This is a genomic window from Thermohahella caldifontis (assembly GCF_041153465.1).
Lineage (GTDB): Bacteria > Pseudomonadota > Gammaproteobacteria > Pseudomonadales > Oleiphilaceae > Thermohahella > Thermohahella caldifontis.
The window spans coordinates 525,360-541,947 of the sequence record NZ_CP154858.1; the positions used below are offsets into that span (position 1 = coordinate 525,360).

General features: G+C 58.4%; 18 protein-coding genes. 14 read left to right on the top strand and 4 right to left on the bottom strand.

Going from position 1 to position 16,588, the window contains the following annotated elements:
* Nucleotides 1-78: 78 nt before the first annotated feature.
* Both AAIA72_RS02515 and AAIA72_RS02520 read right to left on the bottom strand, forming a co-directional pair.
* Nucleotides 79-987, bottom strand: coding sequence for a ChaN family lipoprotein (locus AAIA72_RS02515; RefSeq protein WP_369601876.1), 909 nt, complete (start codon nucleotides 985-987; stop codon nucleotides 79-81).
* 120 nt (nucleotides 988-1,107) lie between these two features.
* The gene (locus AAIA72_RS02520) at nucleotides 1,108-1,395 is read right to left on the bottom strand and encodes a ComEA family DNA-binding protein (protein ID WP_369601877.1); all 288 of its coding nucleotides are present in this window, start codon (nucleotides 1,393-1,395) and stop codon (nucleotides 1,108-1,110) included.
* 110 nt (nucleotides 1,396-1,505) lie between these two features.
* Here AAIA72_RS02520 and AAIA72_RS02525 point away from each other — a divergent pair, with 110 nt between their 5' ends.
* Nucleotides 1,506-1,859 carry a histone-like nucleoid-structuring protein, MvaT/MvaU family gene (locus tag AAIA72_RS02525; protein WP_369601878.1) on the top strand — a complete coding sequence of 118 codons (354 nt, stop codon included), beginning with the start codon at nucleotides 1,506-1,508 and terminating at the stop codon, nucleotides 1,857-1,859.
* 34 nt (nucleotides 1,860-1,893) lie between these two features.
* Here the strand turns inward: AAIA72_RS02525 and AAIA72_RS02530 are convergent, their stop codons facing one another.
* The gene (locus tag AAIA72_RS02530; protein WP_369601879.1) at nucleotides 1,894-2,697 is read right to left on the bottom strand and encodes a metal ABC transporter substrate-binding protein; all 804 of its coding nucleotides are present in this window, start codon (nucleotides 2,695-2,697) and stop codon (nucleotides 1,894-1,896) included.
* Nucleotides 2,698-2,824: 127 nt separating this feature from the next.
* Here AAIA72_RS02530 and AAIA72_RS02535 point away from each other — a divergent pair, with 127 nt between their 5' ends.
* From AAIA72_RS02535 to phaC, 10 genes are all read left to right on the top strand, one after another.
* The gene (locus AAIA72_RS02535; RefSeq protein ID WP_369601880.1) at nucleotides 2,825-3,172 is read left to right on the top strand and encodes a PilZ domain-containing protein; all 348 of its coding nucleotides are present in this window, start codon (nucleotides 2,825-2,827) and stop codon (nucleotides 3,170-3,172) included.
* Nucleotides 3,173-3,203: 31 nt separating this feature from the next.
* On the top strand, nucleotides 3,204-4,013 hold the full coding sequence (locus AAIA72_RS02540; RefSeq protein ID WP_369601881.1) for a TatD family hydrolase: 810 nt from the start codon (nucleotides 3,204-3,206) through the stop codon (nucleotides 4,011-4,013).
* Nucleotides 4,003-4,857, top strand: a complete 855-nt coding sequence (locus AAIA72_RS02545; RefSeq protein ID WP_369601882.1) for an alpha/beta hydrolase — start codon at nucleotides 4,003-4,005, stop codon at nucleotides 4,855-4,857. The genes AAIA72_RS02540 and AAIA72_RS02545 overlap by 11 nt, the downstream gene beginning before the upstream one ends.
* A complete protein-coding gene (locus tag AAIA72_RS02550; protein ID WP_369601883.1) occupies nucleotides 4,832-5,686 on the top strand; it encodes a DUF4892 domain-containing protein in 855 nt (284 codons plus the stop codon). Before AAIA72_RS02545 ends, AAIA72_RS02550 begins: the two co-directional genes overlap by 26 nt.
* Nucleotides 5,683-6,708, top strand: coding sequence for a patatin-like phospholipase family protein (locus AAIA72_RS02555; protein ID WP_369601884.1), 1,026 nt, complete (start codon nucleotides 5,683-5,685; stop codon nucleotides 6,706-6,708). The genes AAIA72_RS02550 and AAIA72_RS02555 overlap by 4 nt, the downstream gene beginning before the upstream one ends.
* Nucleotides 6,709-6,736: 28 nt before the next feature.
* Complete coding sequence (gene prmB, locus AAIA72_RS02560; protein WP_369601885.1) at nucleotides 6,737-7,654, top strand: 50S ribosomal protein L3 N(5)-glutamine methyltransferase; 918 nt, start codon at nucleotides 6,737-6,739, stop codon at nucleotides 7,652-7,654.
* 28 nt (nucleotides 7,655-7,682) lie between these two features.
* Complete coding sequence (gene aroC / locus AAIA72_RS02565; RefSeq protein WP_369601886.1) at nucleotides 7,683-8,780, top strand: chorismate synthase; 1,098 nt, start codon at nucleotides 7,683-7,685, stop codon at nucleotides 8,778-8,780.
* Between the two features lie 2 nt (nucleotides 8,781-8,782).
* Nucleotides 8,783-9,925 (top strand): MFS transporter, encoded by a 1,143-nt coding sequence (locus tag AAIA72_RS02570; protein ID WP_369601887.1) that lies wholly within the window; start codon nucleotides 8,783-8,785, stop codon nucleotides 9,923-9,925.
* 263 nt (nucleotides 9,926-10,188) lie between these two features.
* Nucleotides 10,189-10,551: a phasin family protein gene (locus AAIA72_RS02575; RefSeq protein ID WP_369601888.1), complete on the top strand. Its 363-nt coding sequence runs from the start codon at nucleotides 10,189-10,191 to the stop codon at nucleotides 10,549-10,551.
* Between the two features lie 67 nt (nucleotides 10,552-10,618).
* The gene (gene phaC, locus AAIA72_RS02580) at nucleotides 10,619-12,430 is read left to right on the top strand and encodes a class I poly(R)-hydroxyalkanoic acid synthase (RefSeq protein WP_369601889.1); all 1,812 of its coding nucleotides are present in this window, start codon (nucleotides 10,619-10,621) and stop codon (nucleotides 12,428-12,430) included.
* Here the strand turns inward: phaC and AAIA72_RS02585 are convergent.
* On the bottom strand, nucleotides 12,420-13,292 hold the full coding sequence (locus tag AAIA72_RS02585; RefSeq protein WP_369601890.1) for a LysR family transcriptional regulator: 873 nt from the start codon (nucleotides 13,290-13,292) through the stop codon (nucleotides 12,420-12,422). The two genes, phaC and AAIA72_RS02585, sit on opposite strands and share 11 nt — an antisense overlap.
* 115 nt (nucleotides 13,293-13,407) lie before the next feature.
* Here AAIA72_RS02585 and leuC point away from each other — a divergent pair, with 115 nt between their 5' ends.
* From leuC to leuB, 3 genes are read left to right on the top strand one after another with little or no spacing between them, the layout of a single operon-like run.
* Nucleotides 13,408-14,838: a 3-isopropylmalate dehydratase large subunit gene (gene leuC / locus AAIA72_RS02590; protein WP_369601891.1), complete on the top strand. Its 1,431-nt coding sequence runs from the start codon at nucleotides 13,408-13,410 to the stop codon at nucleotides 14,836-14,838.
* On the top strand, nucleotides 14,838-15,494 hold the full coding sequence (gene leuD / locus AAIA72_RS02595) for a 3-isopropylmalate dehydratase small subunit (protein ID WP_369601892.1): 657 nt from the start codon (nucleotides 14,838-14,840) through the stop codon (nucleotides 15,492-15,494). The genes leuC and leuD overlap by 1 nt, the downstream gene beginning before the upstream one ends.
* Nucleotides 15,491-16,582: a 3-isopropylmalate dehydrogenase gene (leuB, locus tag AAIA72_RS02600; protein ID WP_369601893.1), complete on the top strand. Its 1,092-nt coding sequence runs from the start codon at nucleotides 15,491-15,493 to the stop codon at nucleotides 16,580-16,582. The genes leuD and leuB overlap by 4 nt, the downstream gene beginning before the upstream one ends.
* Nucleotides 16,583-16,588 lie beyond the last annotated feature (6 nt).

A 16,588-nucleotide genomic window follows, 5' to 3' on the forward strand; every position in this document is an offset into this window, starting at 1 on the left:
TGCTTGTCAGCCTACACTGCAGGACGCAGGGAAACATCCACCGGGAGGATGAGTGGGATGAGTGAACTGTGATTCGGTTCAAGGTTTCGTTATCCTGCGTTGATTGAAGGCTGCGCACAAATCTTCCGGTACCGTTTCCGGCGGGGCCAGATAGACCACGTCGTACCTGGGGCGTTCGGGGAACCTGGAGTCGAACAGGTAGGCTTCCGCGTGTGGCTTGTCCGTCTCGGTTTCAAGCAGACCCATGTTCAGAATGCTGACATCGGGGCGAAGTGACTTGAGCCTGCTGATCAGCCCCAGGTTATAGTCCGTGTGTCCGTTGCCGACAATGACAACAACCGGTCGTCGGTCCGTCTCCAGCATGGCTGCGATTTGTTCGGCCATGGTTTGATTGCGCGCCTGCCAGACACGGAACAGCTTTCTCAGGTAGGGCTCTGGTCCCCAGCCACAGTGGGATGCCCTGATCCGCTCGAACATCACCTTCCGGTAAAGCGGATCTGCATCCTCTGTCTCGGGCAACTGGCGCCTTTCCACGGGCAGCAACTTGTCCTCGCCCAGTGCTCCGAGCCGGGCACGCAGGGCGACGGGCAGATCGATGCCGAATGCCGGGCTGCCGGATGCCTTCAGCTGTCGGAAAAGCGGCGCATACTGTTGCCAGGGCAGCCCGTCTTCCTCCATGTTCAGTGCCCTGCGCAGGGCTTCCTCGGTCATGGGCTTTCCATGGACCGGAGGATCGATATATTGCATGAGCAGAGAAGTCTGGTCGCGGCTGAACATCTCCATCCCGAGCGCCGGACGACGACCGTGTTCGACAAGCGCTTTCAGCAGCTTTTGCTGTAGCCCGTGGTGATACCGGTTGTCATGTTTCTCGGCCAGGATGACCACGTCCGCCTGCATGGCGCGCCGGAAAACTTCGGATTCGGCAATGCCTCCCTGAACCGTCTGAAACGTATTGTTCAATGGATGTGGACGGGGAGACTGTTGCATGAGGCTGCAGGATTGCAGAAACCAGACAGCAATCAGAATCAAAGCGGGGCGGATCTTACGGGCGGACAAACGGTTCACTTCAATGCTCTATGAGTTGTATTGAAAACAGTATAAACGCATTTATGGTCCGGTCGTGATTCTGTGCGCATTCTTTTTGACTGTTTTTTCGCCGATACCCTTGACAAGAACCAGCTCATGGATGTTCTTGAATGGTCCGTGTTTGCGACGGTATTCAATAATGCGCCATGCTTTTTGCGGGCCTATGCCTTTTAACTGAACCAGCTCGTTGGCTGTCGCGGTATTGATATTAATTCGTTGCAACAATTCAGCATGGGATTGAAGCGAGATGCTGAGCGATATCAAAAGTGCGCCAATCAAAGTCATAAAAAACCGCTGAACGGACATCATGTCTTTCAAAGCCTCCTGCTTTAATGTTCGGGTTTCGTTTATTGCTTGACCATTATAAAATAATCTCTATCTTATAAAAGGCCCTTTATTTATTAACCGGAGAAATCTGAATGGCGAACAAGATTGAAGAGTTTTTTGAACTGAAGCGTCTGCTCGAAGAAAAAGAACGGCGTCTCAAGGCACTTGAAGCAGACAAGGATATTCAGAACTATTTCAGATTTCAGGAAGAACTGAAAGCCCTGATGGGCAAGTATGACATGCGCCCGGCTGACGTGGCCAAGGTGCTGGGGCTGGGTGCACCGGCCGGGAGCGCCAAGTCAGGCGGCGCCAAGAGAGCGCTGCGGGTTTACAAGAACCCCAATACTGGCGAAGTGGTGGAAACCCGTGGTGGCAACCACAAGGTGCTGAATGCATGGCGCAAGCAATACGGAAAGGAAACGGTCGAAGGCTGGCGCGTTCAGTAATTGCGCGTCCGGTATTCGGATAAAAGGGTGGCGTTCAGCCACCCTTTTTCATGCAAGCCCGGAAGGTATCAATCAGCTGTATGTATATCTCTTTCAAAGACGAGGCCTGCCTGAAAAGCGGATCCACCGGCATGATGACCTGAAAATGGCGTGCAAGACTCGGTTTTCGGGACAGGCCGGACCACTCGGGCTCGACAACCAGGCAGCGGTTTGCACTGGTGCTTTCCAGATTGCGGAGTTTGTCTGACGATAAACCATGATCGCCGCTGGTCAGGGTGTGATAGTTAAAACCGAAATCTTTTTCCAAGGCGTCCAGAAACGGGTGAAAGGCCCACACCTCAATATGGGTGCGCTTGAGTTGGAGGAGTGTGGCTGCCAGTTCCGCCTCCTTTTTTTCGAGTTCAGTTTTAATGCCGGGCAGTACGGGCAGACCGAGTTGGTCTGCCAATATCTCCAGCTGGCGGAGAGTTTGGCTCGGTGAAAGCCAGAAGTGCGTGGGTCCATCCTCTGGTGTCAGCACCAGAACCTTTTCCTGCGGCATGCGCTCCAGTGCCCGCGCAAGGTGAGGTTCCAGGTGTGGGCCGCTCCAGATGATCCGGTCCACGGACAGCAATGTCCTGAGGTCCGAAGGGCGGAGCATGAAACTGTGGGGATCTGCCTGCTCGGGAATCAGCATTGTTGTGGTAACCGCTGTGTCTGCAGGTGGTGCCAGGGCTTCCACCATGAGCCGGTATGGGTGAATCGTGACGCCAATCTTGACGGGCTTGGACAGTCCGGGGACGGACCAGGTCATCAGGAAGAGAAAAATGGTGCGGATGATCAGAGTATGAACGGACACGTCGGCGCCTCGTGAATGTTATGTTATAACGTAAGCACGCATTCTCCGCGTTCTGTTGCAGTATTTCAACTTCAAAAATGCAGAAAATGCAGTATCCTTGTAGGTATCCGTAATCAGAGGACATCACATGGCGAATTTCGGGCCACGCAGCGGTATTCTGACGCTGACCATCAAGGACAAGGCAGTGCTCTATGCGGCCTACATGCCCTTCATCGAAAATGGTGGCTTGTTCATTCCCACGCAAAAGCCCTATCAGCTCGGGGATGAGGTGTTCCTGTTGCTTAACCTGATGGATGAGCCGGAAAAGATCCCCGTCGCAGGAAAGGTCATCTGGATTACGCCCAAGGGTGCCCAGGGAAACCGTGCCACAGGCATTGGCGTCCAGTTCGCTGAAGATGCGCGCATCGCCAAGGAAAAGATTGAAAAGTATCTCGCCGGTGCGGTGAATTCCGAGCGCCCCACGCATACCCTTTGACAGATCTTGAAACTCCGGGAAAACAATACTGATGACTGTGAGCACCATTGCATCACTGACAGACTCCCATTGCCATCTCGACAGGCTCGATCTTGAACCCTTTGGCGGTGACCTTTCCGCGGCACTGAATGCCGCCCGTGAGCGTGGCGTCACGCGCTTTGTCTGCATCAGCATCGATCATGGCAACATGGATCAGGTGGTTGACCTAGCGGAGCAGCACCCGGATGTCTGGGCGACCGCCGGAATTCATCCGCTGACGGAGCCCGAGTCCCCCTTTGATGCAGGTGAAATCGAGCGCGTGGCCAAACGTTCTTCTCGTGTGGTCGCCATTGGGGAATGTGGTCTGGACTACTACTATCACCCCGAATCCAGACCGGTTCAGCTGGAGCGGTTTGAAGCACAGCTGGACCTGGCTGCCCGCCTTGGAAAGCCGGTGGTGGTGCATACACGCCAGGCCGTCGAGGACACGCTGGCCCTGATCCGGCAATACAGTCAGCAGGGCGTCACCGGGGTGCTGCACTGTTTTACGGAAAGCTGGGAGATGGCCAGGGCAGCCCTGGATCTGGGGTGGTACATCAGTTTCTCCGGTATCATCACCTTCCGCAACGCCTCCGAACTCCGGGACACGGTCGCCCGGGTGCCTCTGGAGCAGATGCTGGTGGAGACCGACAGCCCTTATCTGGCGCCCGTGCCACACCGTGGCAAATCCAACTCGCCCATGTGGGTCAGGGAGGTGGCCCGGCAGGTTGCCGACATCAAGGGGGTTGACCTGAGCGTCGTTGCCCGGGAGACCTCCTGCAACGCTTCCACCTTGTTCGGGCTTGAAGCGCATGCAGGCTGAACCATTTGAATGGCCTGCCTCCGGCGGCACACTTCGCGGTTTGTGCTGGAGACCGGGCGAGGCGCCAAGAGGAAACCTGCTCGCCGTGCACGGCTGGCTGGACAATGCCGCCAGTTTCAGCCTTCTGGGTCCGTCTCTGGCCAGGGCAGGGTGGTGTGTCTGGGCGGTGGATTTGCCCGGACACGGTCAGAGTGACTGGCTGCCGGCAGGCGCCGGCTACGCGCTGGCAGACTATATCCCGCCTTTGCTTGAGGGGGTAACGCATCAAAGAGGGGCCTCCTGGTACTATCTCGGGCACTCCCTGGGGGCGGTCATCGGCATGCTTGCGCTGGTCGCAGCCCCTGGAACTTTCGTTCGTGCGGTCTGGATCGATGCTCTCGGCCCCATGACCACCCCACCGGGCCAGACAGCCGACCAGTTCCGGAAGGCCATTCATCACCGTCTTCAGCCAGTGCCGGAAACCTTGCGTGAATATGCCTCCCTCGAAGAGGCAGCAAGGCACCGTGCCAGCCGGTTCTCACCTTCGGATATGAGCGCGGCCCGGATCATCATGGCGCGCAGTCTGGTCAGGAAAGGGAATGTCTGGCAGCTGCGGGCCGATCCCCGGGTGAACTGGCCATCCACCTTTCGGCTTTGTGAAGCTCAGATTCAGGAAATGCTTGAGGCCATTGCCTGTCCGGTGACGGTCATCGGGGCCAGGCAGGGGCTGGTGAAGAAGCCGGGGCCCAGAATGGGCTGGCTTTCACAGGGTAACTTCGTTAGCCTGAGCGGAGGGCATCACCTGCACATGGAAAACACGGCTCTGGAGGCAGTTACGAATGAAGTGGTCAAGGCTTTCGCTTGACATCATTACCCTGGCGCTGATCTTGTGGGGCACTGCGGTTCATGCACTGGAACCGTTTCCGTTTGCGGAGGAGGTTCAGCAAAGCGTATCGGACGAGCCGGACTACCGGATTGTGCTGTCCGGTGTCACCGCCGGGCAGGGCGAGCCGCGCGTGGAACGGGACTACCGTGTGGCCGGCAAGGTGGAGCGCCACACTCTGGAAATTACATCGGACAGAACGCCGCGCGAGGCCTTTGATCATTACCGCGCCCAGGCTGAACTGGACGGGTATGATCTGGTATTCGAGTGTCATGGACGGGATTGCGGAGACAGTGCCACCTGGGCTGCACAGATTTTCAGACAACCCCAGTTGTATGGCTTCAGCCGCGATCAGCACTATTTTGTGGCCGTCAAGCGGGCTGAAGGCAAGGCCTTGATGGTGTACGCCATCCGCCGGGGAAATCAGCGGGTTTATGTGCACTGGGAGCGGGTCAGCACCGGTCAGCCTCTGGATATTCGCCTCACCGTCAATCTGCGTGATACGGCACTGCTGGGGTCCGAACTGGACAGCATTTCCGAGATCGAGCGCAAGATTCGTCCTCTGATGGATGCGCGGGAAAGCGGAGACTACTGGGTGATTGTGTCCTGGAGCCGCAAACCCGGAGCATCGCTCAGGCAGAACATGCGCACGGCCCGATCCCAGGCCCAGCTCATCCGGGATATCCTGACACGGCGTCTCGGACCCGATACCCGTACGGAGATCCATGTCCTGGGACCCTTCGGTCCTGAATATCTCTTTGCACAGGAAGACCGGGTAGTCAGCATTCATCGCACAGGAGAAGCACCATGACGCCATTTCAGCCCAAGGCACCTGGAAAGGGAAAGACTGTCGCACTGGTTCTGGGAAGTGGCGGTGCGAGGGGGTATGCACATATTGGCGTGATCGAGGCGCTGGAAGCGAGGGGCTACAAGGTGGTGGCCATCGCCGGATGCTCCATGGGGGCGCTGATTGGCGGGGTCTACGCCTGCGGACAACTGGAACCGTTCAAGCGCTGGGCAGAATCCCTGAAGGGAATTGATATTGTTCGCCTGCTGGACTTGTCACTTGCCTCACCCGGTGCCATCCGGGGAGAAAAGGTCTATTCCGTGGTGCGCGACCTCATCGGAGAAACCCGCATCGAAGACCTCCCGGTCACCTACACGGCAGTGGCAACCGATCTGGCGCGTTACAAGGAAGTCTGGTTTCAGAACGGCCCCCTGGAAAAGGCCATCCGGGCTTCGACGGCCATTCCCAGTCTCATCACGCCCATGATGGATCGCGGACGCATTCTCGTGGATGGCGGGTTGCTGAATCCGCTGCCCATCATTCCGGTGGTTTCGGCCCATGCTGACATGATCGTGGCCGTCAACCTCAGTCATTACGACCGGGCATTCGAGGAACGTTTCCGGCTGAGGGAGAAGGCACGCAGCCGGCGCGAGTTCGAGGCCTGGATCGAGGCGGTCAAGCAGAAGGCATCGGAGCTGTTTGACTTTGATGCGCTGGACGAGGACGAGGCGCGTGCGGCACCGCCGCCCAAGAAGCGTGACAAGAAGGAAGATTCCGAGGACCAGGTTCACGCCTTTTTGAGCAAGTTCGATATCATGAACCTGTCTTTCGAGACGATGCAGAGTGCGCTGACCCAGTACAAGCTGGCGGGGTATCCGCCGGATGTCCTGATCAATGTCCCCAAGGCCGTTTGCAAGACCTTCGACTACCACAAGGCGCCGGAGCTGATCCAGTTGGGCCGCGCACTGGCTGAAGAGGCACTGAACCAGTGGGAAAATGACGGCAAGTCTGCCAGGGCTGCCAAGACAGAGCCGGATCACGTATAATCGCCGACCCGATTGACCGGAACAGACCATGACCCGACCTCTGACAGATCAACTTCACACGGTTCGCGATTATATCCGCTACGCCTGCTCCGAGATGTACCGGAATCCGGTCTGGCTCGGGCACGGCACGGACAGTGTCTGGGACGAGGCGGTTCAGCTGGTGCTGGGAGCGGTGTCGCTGCCCTGGAACGTGGATCCGGCCGTGCTGGATGCGCGTCTGACCCTTGAGGAAAGGGAGCGGGTTCTGGAGGTGCTCCGGCGTCGCGTCCGGAATCGCGAGCCCCTGCCTTATATCCTTGGGGAAGCCTGGTTTTTCGGCATGCCCTTCTACGTCAATCCGGATGTCCTCATTCCCCGGTCGCCCATCGCCGAACTGCTCGAACAGGCCCTGATGCCCTGGCTGGAGCAGGTGGAAGGCGAGCCGGGTGAACCCCTGCGCATTCTGGATCTTTGCTGTGGTTCGGGCTGTATCGGTCTGGCAGCCGCCAGGGCGTTTCCGGAGGCAGTCGTGACGCTGGCCGATATTTCGGAACCGGCGCTGGAGGTCGCTCGCCGGAATGTGGAGAGGCACGACATGGCAGACCGGGTTGAAGTGGTCAGGTCTGACCTGTTCGATCAGCTGGACGGGACCTGGCATGTGATCCTGACCAATCCTCCGTATGTGGACGCAGAAGACATGGCCGATCTGCCGCCCGAATACCGGCACGAACCGGAACTGGCCCTGGCTGCCGGTCAGGATGGCCTGGATCTCGTACGCCGTATTCTGGTCGAATCTGCCGATCATCTGTTGCCCGGAGGTTTTCTGGTCTGTGAGGTGGGCAACAGTGCAGAGGCCGTGATGAATGCCTGGCCCGACCTGATGCTGACCTGGCCGGAATTCGAGAAGGGCGGCCACGGGGTTTTTGTTGTGGACCGTGATACGCTCGCTGAATACTTTTCAAACTGATTGCTCAAGACAGGACACGGATACGCACATGGCAGGAAATACATTCGGGCAGCTCTTCACAGTCACCACCTTCGGGGAAAGTCACGGCCCGGCACTGGGCGCCATCGTCGACGGGTGTCCGCCTGGCCTGGCCATTACCGAGGCGGATCTGCAGAAAGATCTGGATCGGCGCAAGCCCGGCACCTCACGGCATACCACTCAGCGCCGGGAACCGGATCAGGTCCGTATTCTCTCGGGTGTGTTTGAAGGTGTGACGACCGGTACACCCATCGGGCTGCTGATTGAAAATACGGATCAGCGCTCGAAGGACTATGGCAATATTGCCCGGCAGTTCCGTCCTGCCCATGCCGACTACACCTACTGGCACAAATACGGTGTGCGGGATTATCGTGGCGGTGGCCGCAGTTCCGCACGCGAGACTGCCATGCGGGTGGCGGCCGGGGCCATCGCCCGCAAGTACCTCCGGGAGAAGCTCGGTGTCGAAATCAGGGGGTATCTGGCCCAGCTTGGCCCGGTAGTCTGCAAGCCCGTGAACCTTGATGCCGTGGATGAGAATCCGTTCTTCTGTCCCGATCCTGATCGTGTACAGGACCTTGAGGCGTACATGGATGCCTTGCGCAAGGAAGGCAATTCAGTCGGTGCGCGCATCAATGTGATCGCGACCGGCGTGCCTGTCGGTCTGGGTGAGCCCGTCTTTGATCGCCTCGATGCGGATCTGGCCAAGGCGCTCATGAGCATCAACGCGGTCAAGGGGGTGGAAATCGGTGATGGGTTTGACGTGGTCGCTCAGAAGGGTACGGAGCACCGCGATGAAATGACCCCGGAAGGATTTCTGTCCAATCATGCGGGAGGCATCCTTGGCGGCATCTCCACGGGGCAGCCCATTCTGGCGTCCATCGCGCTCAAGCCCACCTCCAGCCTGCGCCTGCCGGGACGCAGCATAGACGTTGATGGCAATCCTGTGGAAGTGATCACCACCGGGCGCCATGATCCCTGTGTGGGAATCCGGGCGACACCGATTGCCGAGGCCATGATGGCGCTGGTGCTCATGGATCACTATCTGCGCCATCGGGCACAAAACGCTGACGTGCGTGTCACGACACCCGATATCGCCCGTCAGGAGTAAGTGTGTCCGCACCGGTTGTCCGGCTGAGCGCCACCTATCTGGTGTATTTTACCATCGTGGGGGTCGTGGCGCCGTACCTGCCGGTGTATCTCAAGTATCTCGGGTTCGGCTACGAAGAAGTCGGCCTGCTGACCTCCATTGTGCTGGGAACCAAAGTATTCGCGCCGCTGTTCTGGGGGCACCTGGCGGATCGCAGCGGGCGCTTTGTCTACTGGGTCCGGCTGGGCACACTCGCTGCATTGGCCCTGGGTCTGTTTTTCCCCTTCGTGCGCCACATCGTGACTGTCGGTCTGGTGCTGTTCGGGTTTTCCTTTTTCTGGAACGCCGTTCTGCCGCAGCTGGAAGTGATCACACTGACCGCACTGGGAGCACGGCGGCACCAGTACAGCCGTATACGTCTCTGGGGGTCCATCGGTTTCATTGCCGCCGTGACCGGAATCGGCCAGCTGCTGGATATCACCACGCCCATGGCCATTCCATGGAGTGTCGTCGCGCTGCTGGCCTTGCTGGCCGTGCTGGCCTGGTCGTTGCCCGAACGTACGGGGCAGGGTAAACCGGCGGCGGTGCGACGATTCCGTCGCGCTGCACTGAGTCGGTCGGTCTGGCCTTTCTGGGTTATGGTCTTCCTGCTGCAATGGTCATTCGGGGCTTACTACGTATTCTTTACCCTGACGCTTGAGCAGGCCGGCTACAGCTTTGTTCAGAACGGTATGCTTTGGAGCCTGGGAGTCGTGGCGGAAATTGCCCTGTTCACCCTGATGCCACGCCTGCTGGCCCGTTATACGCTCCGGCAATTGTTTGGCGTGGCGCTGGTGGTGACCGTGGTGCGCTGGCTGGTCATTGCCTGGTACGCCGACCTGCCTGCGCTGGTGACCGTGGCTCAGCTCGGGCATGCCTTTTCGTTCGGCATCATGCACGCCTGCAGCATCGAATTTCTGCATCGTACCTTTGCCGGCAAGGGGGAAGGCATGGCGCAGTCCACCTACAGTGCCTTGAGTTTCGGGCTCGGCGGTGCGGTCGGTGCGACCACGTCAGGCCTGCTTTACGAGGCGGGTGGTCCGGCGCTGACCTATAGTGTGGCGGCTGTCATTGCTGCTCTGGCCCTGGCCACACTCTGGTCACCGCTCAGGACCCGTCTGACCTGAAGCGGCACATTTCTGCATTCCGTCCATCCGGCGCAGGCCAGGGTTTCCCGCATCCGGACGAATCCGGATCAGACTGTTGATCCCGGATGCCCGGATCATACACATGTCTGATACAAATCAATCCTAGTTGTCTGTTAAGCTGCTAACGTGTCCTGCAGAAAGCGCCGTGAAGAAGCGTCGGGCATGCAGTGGCACACGGTCATCTCGTTGTCAGATTGACCAGGGACAATCAAACGGGCCAGGCCCGCAAACAGGAGGATGTCATGAACGACACGATCTGGACACAACTTACCGACACTACACAGAAAGCACTCGAACCGCTTACCCGGCTCAATGAAATGATGGCAGCCGGACTGCAAAAGGTCGCCGAATTTCAGATGGATGCCCTGAAAACCTACGCTGACCTGGCAACACGCCAGATGACGGCAGCCATGGAAATACGCGATGCAGAGTCGTTAGGCCAGTTTCTGCAGCAGCAGACTGAAGTGGCCGGAGAAATCTCGCGCAAGTTTCTGGAAGATCTCCGTACTCTGGGGGAAATGGGGGCGGAATTCAGGGAAGAAGTGGAAAAGCTGTTCGAACAGGCGCGTCAGACAACCGGGCAGAGCGAGAAGCAGGCTGCCTGATTACCGGGGGGGGCTGGCAATACTGCCGGCCTCTGCCGTTTCAGGGAATCGATGACAGGAGTTGGGGATGGGTGTCCTTCAGAACAATTTTATTACGGGTAGTGTCAAAAAGGCCAGAGCAGTCACGGATCTGGTATCGTCTCAATATCGTGACGCGTTGCAGGAGTGGATCGGACAGAACAAGCATCTGAATGATGCGCAGGTCACCATTTTCCTTGAAATGCTGGATACGTTCAGGGAGATGGGTGGTCAGCTGGCCAGACATCCCGGAAAAGTGATTCGCAAGGAGGCAGAGTTTGTCCGCGGCTATGCCGGAATCCTCGGGCATGCGGTCAAGCGCATCTTGGGCAAGCCCACGGAGCCGGTCATCAGGCCGGAGCCCGGCGACCGGCGGTTTGCCGACCCGGAGTGGGAGGAAAACATCGCCTTTGATTATCTGCGTCAGGCCTATCTTCTCTATGCCCGGACGCTGCTGGAACTGGCGGAGTCCGTGGAAGACACCCCGGAGCACAGCAGGGAGGAATTTCTGTTCTTCACCCGTCAGCTGGTCAATGCCCTGTCACCGACAAACTTCCCGCTGACCAACCCTGAAGTGCTGCGCAAGATTGTCGAAACCCGCGGCAGCAACCTGATTGACGGTTTTCGCAACTTCCTGGAGGATTACAAGCGCAACCCCCAGTTGCTCAACATTGCCATGACCGACTTTTCGGCATTCGAGGTCGGCAAGAATGTGGCGGCCACGCCGGGAAAAGTGGTGTTCCAGAATGACCTGATGCAGCTCATTCAATACACCCCGACAACGGAAAGTGTCTACAAGACACCGCTTCTGGTCATTCCGCCCTGGATCAACAAGTATTACATCCTGGATCTCAAGCCGAAAAACAGCCTGATCAAGTGGCTGGTGGATCAGGGACACACGGTATTCGTGATTTCCTGGGTCAATCCGGGGCCCGAGCTTCGTGACAAGTCCTTCGGGAACTATCTCGGGGAAGGCAGTCTTGCGGCTCTGGATGCCATTGAGAAGGCCACCGGTGAGGCATCCTCCAATGTCATCGGCTACTGTGTGGGCGGAACGCTGCTTGCGTGCACTCTGACATGGCTGAAGGCGAAAGGACAGGAAAACCGCATCCGATCCGCCACCTATCTGACCACACTGCTGGACTTCTCCGATCCGGGTGGTATCGGTGTTTTTCTCAACGAACGTGTCTTGCGGGGTATCGAGAAGCAGATTCAGAAGCAAGGCTATTTTGATGGTCGTGCCATGGCCTTCAGTTTCAATCTGCTGCGGGAGAACGACCTGCACTGGTCCTTCTACGTCAACAACTACCTCAAAGGGGCCAAGCCCGCACAGTTCGACCTGCTGTACTGGAATTCCGACAGCACCAACCTGCCGGCAGCCATGCACGCATTCTATCTGCGCAACATGTATCTGGAAAACCGGCTGGTCAAGCCTGGCGGCATCACATTGATGGGGGTGCCCATGGATCTCACCACCATCGAAACACCGGTTTACTTTCTGTCCACGCAGCAGGACCACATCGCCAAGTGGAAGGCGACCTACAAGGGTGTGCATCTGCACAAGGGCCCGCGGGCATTTGTGTTGTCCGGATCCGGTCATATTGCCGGCGTGGTCAATCCGCCCACTCAGGTCAAGTACGGTTACTGGACCAACGATCAGCTGCCCGAGGACCCGGATGTCTGGCTGGCTTCGGCGCAGCAGCACGAAGGCTCCTGGTGGCCGCACTGGCAGCGTTGGGCACTTACCTTTGCGGGCGAACGGGTTGCGCCGCGCATCCCGGGCGACGGCGAGCTGCCGGTGATCGAGGACGCGCCGGGAAGCTATGTCAGGCAGCGTGTCGAAGACGTGATCAGCCGCTGACGCCGAGGACATCAAGAAAGGCCCCGGCCACCGTGCTCCGTGTGCGCCGGGTGTCCAGCATGATCCCCAGGGGGCGTGTGATGAACAGTTCCGGCAGCGGTAGCCTGCGGATGGCGCCGTTGACCATGAATGCCGGCAACACGCTCCAGCCCAGATCCACGGCGACCAGCGCCCGTATGGTTTCAATGAAATTGGCGGGCGTGCCGGGTGTCAGCGACAGGCCTTCACGGGTGAAGCACTCCGCGACGCGGCGAAACGTGTAGGTATCCTCGGAAGGCAGAATGTTGGGGTGTTCGATCAGGTGCCGGAGCGTCAACAGTGAATTCTGATGGAGCGGATGGTGCTCGCCGGCGACAAAGACCAGCTTTTCCTCCCAGACCAGATGCCCGGCCAGAGGCGGGTCAAACTGATCCGGCAGGGTGCAGAGTGCCAGATCCACTTCGCCGCTGAGCAGCGCATCGGCAGACTGCTCGGATGTCATGAAGTGCAGATCCAGCCGGATATCCGGATAGCGGCTGCGGATTTCGCGTACCAGACCAGGCAGATAATGAATGCCGATATGGTGGCTGGTGGCCAGTCGCAATATGCCGCCCACATGGGCATCCAGATTGCGGATGGCTAGGGTGGTATTCTCCACTTCACGGAGAATGTGCTGGCACCGCTCGTGGAGGACCCTGCCTGCTTCAGTCAGCTCGATTTTGCGCGGAAGACGAACAATCAGGGGGGTTCCGAGCTGCTCTTCAAGCGACTGGATGCGCTTGGAGACCGCCGGTTGCGTCAGATTCAGTGCGCGTGCCGCGCCGGTGAACGAACCATGCTGCACGACTGCCGAGAACAGGGCTAGATCCTGAAGATTAAGCATTAGGATATGGAATCCAAAACATAATAAACATGAATTTGCATTATTAACGTTCCCTGCGTAGCATTCAAGCCGAATACGAAAAAATACTCGTACCCATTCTTGATGAGGAACAGACATGGCAGGTAAAACCCTGTATGACAAGCTGTGGGACGCACACGTCGTCAAACAGCGTGAGGACGGTACGGCGCTGCTGTATATCGACCGGCAGCTGCTGCATGAAGTGACTTCGCCCCAGGCATTTGAAGGACTCCGTCTTGCCGGACGCAAGCCCTGGCGGGTGGATGCCAACCTGGCGACCCCGGACCACAACGTACCGACCCTGAACCGGGAACAGGGTGTGGAAGGCATCGAGGACCCGGTTTCCCGAATCCAGGTGGAGACACTGGATGCCAACTGTGACGAGTTCGGAATCACCGAATTCAAGATGAATGACCCACGGCAGGGCATCGTGCATGTCATCGGGCCGGAGCAGGGTGCCACACTTCCTGGCATGACAATCGTTTGCGGCGACTCCCATACCTCCACTCATGGTGCATTTGCTGCACTGGCCCACGGCATCGGCACATCGGAGGTGGAGCATGTGCTGGCGACTCAATGCCTGATCCAGCGCAAGATGAAGAACATGCTGGTCCGGGTGAAAGGCCGGCTGGGCAAGGGTGTCTATGCCAAGGACCTGATTCTCGCCATCATTGGCCGGATAGGTACCGCCGGCGGTACGGGGCATGCCATTGAATTTGCCGGCGAGGCGATCGAGGCGCTGAGCATGGAAGGACGCATGACCCTGTGCAACATGGCCATCGAAGCCGGTGCGCGAGCTGGCCTGGTGGCCGTGGATGACAAGACCATCGAATACCTCAAGGGCAAGCCCTATGCGCCGAAGGGAAAAATGTGGGAACGTGCCGTTGAGGCGTGGCGCGAGCTGCACAGCGATCCGGACGCCGTTTTCGACAAGGTCGTGGAAATCGACGCCAGTACGCTTGAACCACAGGTCACCTGGGGAACGTCTCCGGAAATGGTGGTGCCTGTCTCCGGCAGGGTGCCGGACCCCGAGGCAGAATCGGATCCGGTCAGGGCGGAAAGCATCCGCCGCGCCCTGAAATACATGGGGCTGACACCCAATCAGCCGGTGACGGATATCCGGCTTGACCGGGTGTTCATCGGTTCCTGTACCAATTCCCGAATTGAAGACCTGCGCATTGCAGCGCAAGTGGTCAAGGGTCGCAAGGTCGCTGACAACATCAAACAGGCGCTGGTTGTACCGGGGTCCGGTCTGGTCAAGCAGCAGGCAGAAGCCGAAGGTTTGGACAAGATTTTCATTGAAGCAGGCCTGGAGTGGCGGGAGCCCGGATGCTCCATGTGTCTGGCAATGAATGCGGACAAACTGGGGCCGGGCGAACATTGCGCGTCCACGTCAAACCGCAATTTCGAGGGCAGACAGGGGTTCGGCGGGCGCACACACCTGGTCAGCCCCGCCATGGCTGCGGCCGCTGCCATCGCCGGTCATTTTGTGGATGTGCGTGAAGGTTGGCTGGAGGAGGCCGAATAATGGAAAAATTCACTGTACACCGTGGACTCGTGGCCCCTCTGGACATGGCCAACGTGGATACGGACATGATCATTCCCAAGCAATTCCTGAAGTCCATCAAACGTACCGGCTTCGGTCCCAACCTCTTTGATGAACTGCGTTATCTGGACGAAGGACAACCGGATCAGGACTGCAGCAACCGGCCGCAGAATCCGGATTTCGTGCTCAACAAGCCCCGCTACCAGGGGGCAAGCATCCTGCTGGCGCGACAGAATTTCGGTTGTGGTTCCAGTCGCGAACACGCACCCTGGGCGTTGGCGGATTACGGTTTTCGGGCCATCATCGCTCCGAGCTTTGCTGATATCTTCTTCAATAACTGCTTCAAGAATGGCTTGCTTCCTGTTGTTTTGAAAGAGGAAGAAGTGGATGAGCTGTTCCACCGAACGGAAGCGAACGAAGGTTACACACTGACGGTTGACCTGGAACGTCAGGTTGTCGAAACCCCGGAGGGTGACCAGTTCGCCTTTGATGTGGACGCTTTCCGCAAACACTGTCTGCTGAACGGTCTGGATGATATCGGCGTCACGCTCGAAGATGCGGATGCGATTCGCGCCTATGAGGCCCGTCGCCGGAAGGAAGCGCCCTGGCTTTTTGGAGTGACTGAGGAGGAAGCATGAACAAGAATGTACTGATCCTGGAAGGCGATGGCATCGGCCCGGAAATCGTGGCGCAGGCCCGGGCTGTGCTGGAAAAGGTCAACGCCGCAAAGGGGCTCGGCCTTGTCTTTCACGAGGCGCTGGTGGGCGGCGCTGCCATTGATGCGACGGGTGTACCCTTGCCCGAAGAAACACTGGAGAAGGCACGCAAGGCCCGGGGTATCCTGCTGGGTGCAGTGGGCGGCCCGAAGTGGGATGGTCTGGACATGGCCATTCGCCCCGAGAAGGGGCTTCTGGGGTTGCGCTCAGGGCTGGAACTCTTCGCGAATCTGCGTCCGGCCATACTTTACCCTCAGCTTGCTGCAGCTTCGTCTCTCAAGCCTGAGGTGGTCAGCGGCCTGGATATTCTGATTATTCGCGAGCTGACGGGGGGCATTTATTTCGGTCAGCCGCGCGGGGTGGAAACACTGCCCGGCGGTGAACGCAAGGGTTTCAACACCTATGTGTACACGGAAAGCGAAATCCGGCGGATTGGGCGGGTCGCCTTCGAAGCTGCCCGGAAACGCAGCACGCGTCTCTGTTCCGTGGACAAGGCCAATGTCCTTGAGGTAACGGTTCTGTGGCGAGAGATCATGGACGAGTTGTCCAAGGACTATCCGGATGTGGAGCTGTCCCATATGTACGTGGATAACGCCGCAATGCAGCTGGTTCGTGCGCCCAAGCAGTTTGACGTGATCGTGACCGGCAACATGTTCGGGGATATTCTTTCGGATGAGGCTGCCATGCTGACCGGTTCCATCGGCATGCTGCCTTCAGCATCGCTCAACGCAAGTGGCCAGGGCATGTATGAACCCTGCCACGGTTCGGCGCCGGATATCGCCGGCCAGAACAAGGCCAACCCCCTGGCAACTATTCTTTCCGCAGCGATGATGCTACGCTATTCCTTCGCCCTGAATGACGCTGCAGACCTTATCGAGGCTGCCGTGGGTGATGTCCTGGATCAGGGGTTGCGCACTGCAGACATCCGCACCGGCGAGGCCGATCAGGTGGTCTCCACGTCGGAAATGGGTGAAGCCGTGTTGCGGGCGCTGGACAACAGACTGAACTGACAGGAG

Bases quoted from the DNA above. Each gene is read 5' to 3' on its own strand.
- phaC (WP_369601889.1), top strand. From the start codon at position 10,619: ATGGGTGTCCTTCAGAACAATTTTATTACGGGTAGTGTCAAAAAGGCC.
- AAIA72_RS02545 (WP_369601882.1), top strand. From the start codon at position 4,003: ATGCAGGCTGAACCATTTGAATGGCCTGCCTCCGGCGGCACACTTCGC.
- AAIA72_RS02585 (WP_369601890.1), bottom strand. From the start codon at position 13,292: ATGCTTAATCTTCAGGATCTAGCCCTGTTCTCGGCAGTCGTGCAGCAT.
- aroC (WP_369601886.1), top strand. From the start codon at position 7,683: ATGGCAGGAAATACATTCGGGCAGCTCTTCACAGTCACCACCTTCGGG.
- AAIA72_RS02575 (WP_369601888.1), top strand. From the start codon at position 10,189: ATGAACGACACGATCTGGACACAACTTACCGACACTACACAGAAAGCA.
- AAIA72_RS02515 (WP_369601876.1), bottom strand. From the start codon at position 987: ATGCAACAGTCTCCCCGTCCACATCCATTGAACAATACGTTTCAGACG.
- AAIA72_RS02525 (WP_369601878.1), top strand. From the start codon at position 1,506: ATGGCGAACAAGATTGAAGAGTTTTTTGAACTGAAGCGTCTGCTCGAA.
- AAIA72_RS02520 (WP_369601877.1), bottom strand. From the start codon at position 1,395: ATGATGTCCGTTCAGCGGTTTTTTATGACTTTGATTGGCGCACTTTTG.
- leuC (WP_369601891.1), top strand. From the start codon at position 13,408: ATGGCAGGTAAAACCCTGTATGACAAGCTGTGGGACGCACACGTCGTC.
- prmB (WP_369601885.1), top strand. From the start codon at position 6,737: ATGACCCGACCTCTGACAGATCAACTTCACACGGTTCGCGATTATATC.
- AAIA72_RS02535 (WP_369601880.1), top strand. From the start codon at position 2,825: ATGGCGAATTTCGGGCCACGCAGCGGTATTCTGACGCTGACCATCAAG.
- AAIA72_RS02540 (WP_369601881.1), top strand. From the start codon at position 3,204: ATGACTGTGAGCACCATTGCATCACTGACAGACTCCCATTGCCATCTC.
- AAIA72_RS02550 (WP_369601883.1), top strand. From the start codon at position 4,832: ATGAAGTGGTCAAGGCTTTCGCTTGACATCATTACCCTGGCGCTGATC.
- leuD (WP_369601892.1), top strand. From the start codon at position 14,838: ATGGAAAAATTCACTGTACACCGTGGACTCGTGGCCCCTCTGGACATG.
- leuB (WP_369601893.1), top strand. From the start codon at position 15,491: ATGAACAAGAATGTACTGATCCTGGAAGGCGATGGCATCGGCCCGGAA.
- AAIA72_RS02555 (WP_369601884.1), top strand. From the start codon at position 5,683: ATGACGCCATTTCAGCCCAAGGCACCTGGAAAGGGAAAGACTGTCGCA.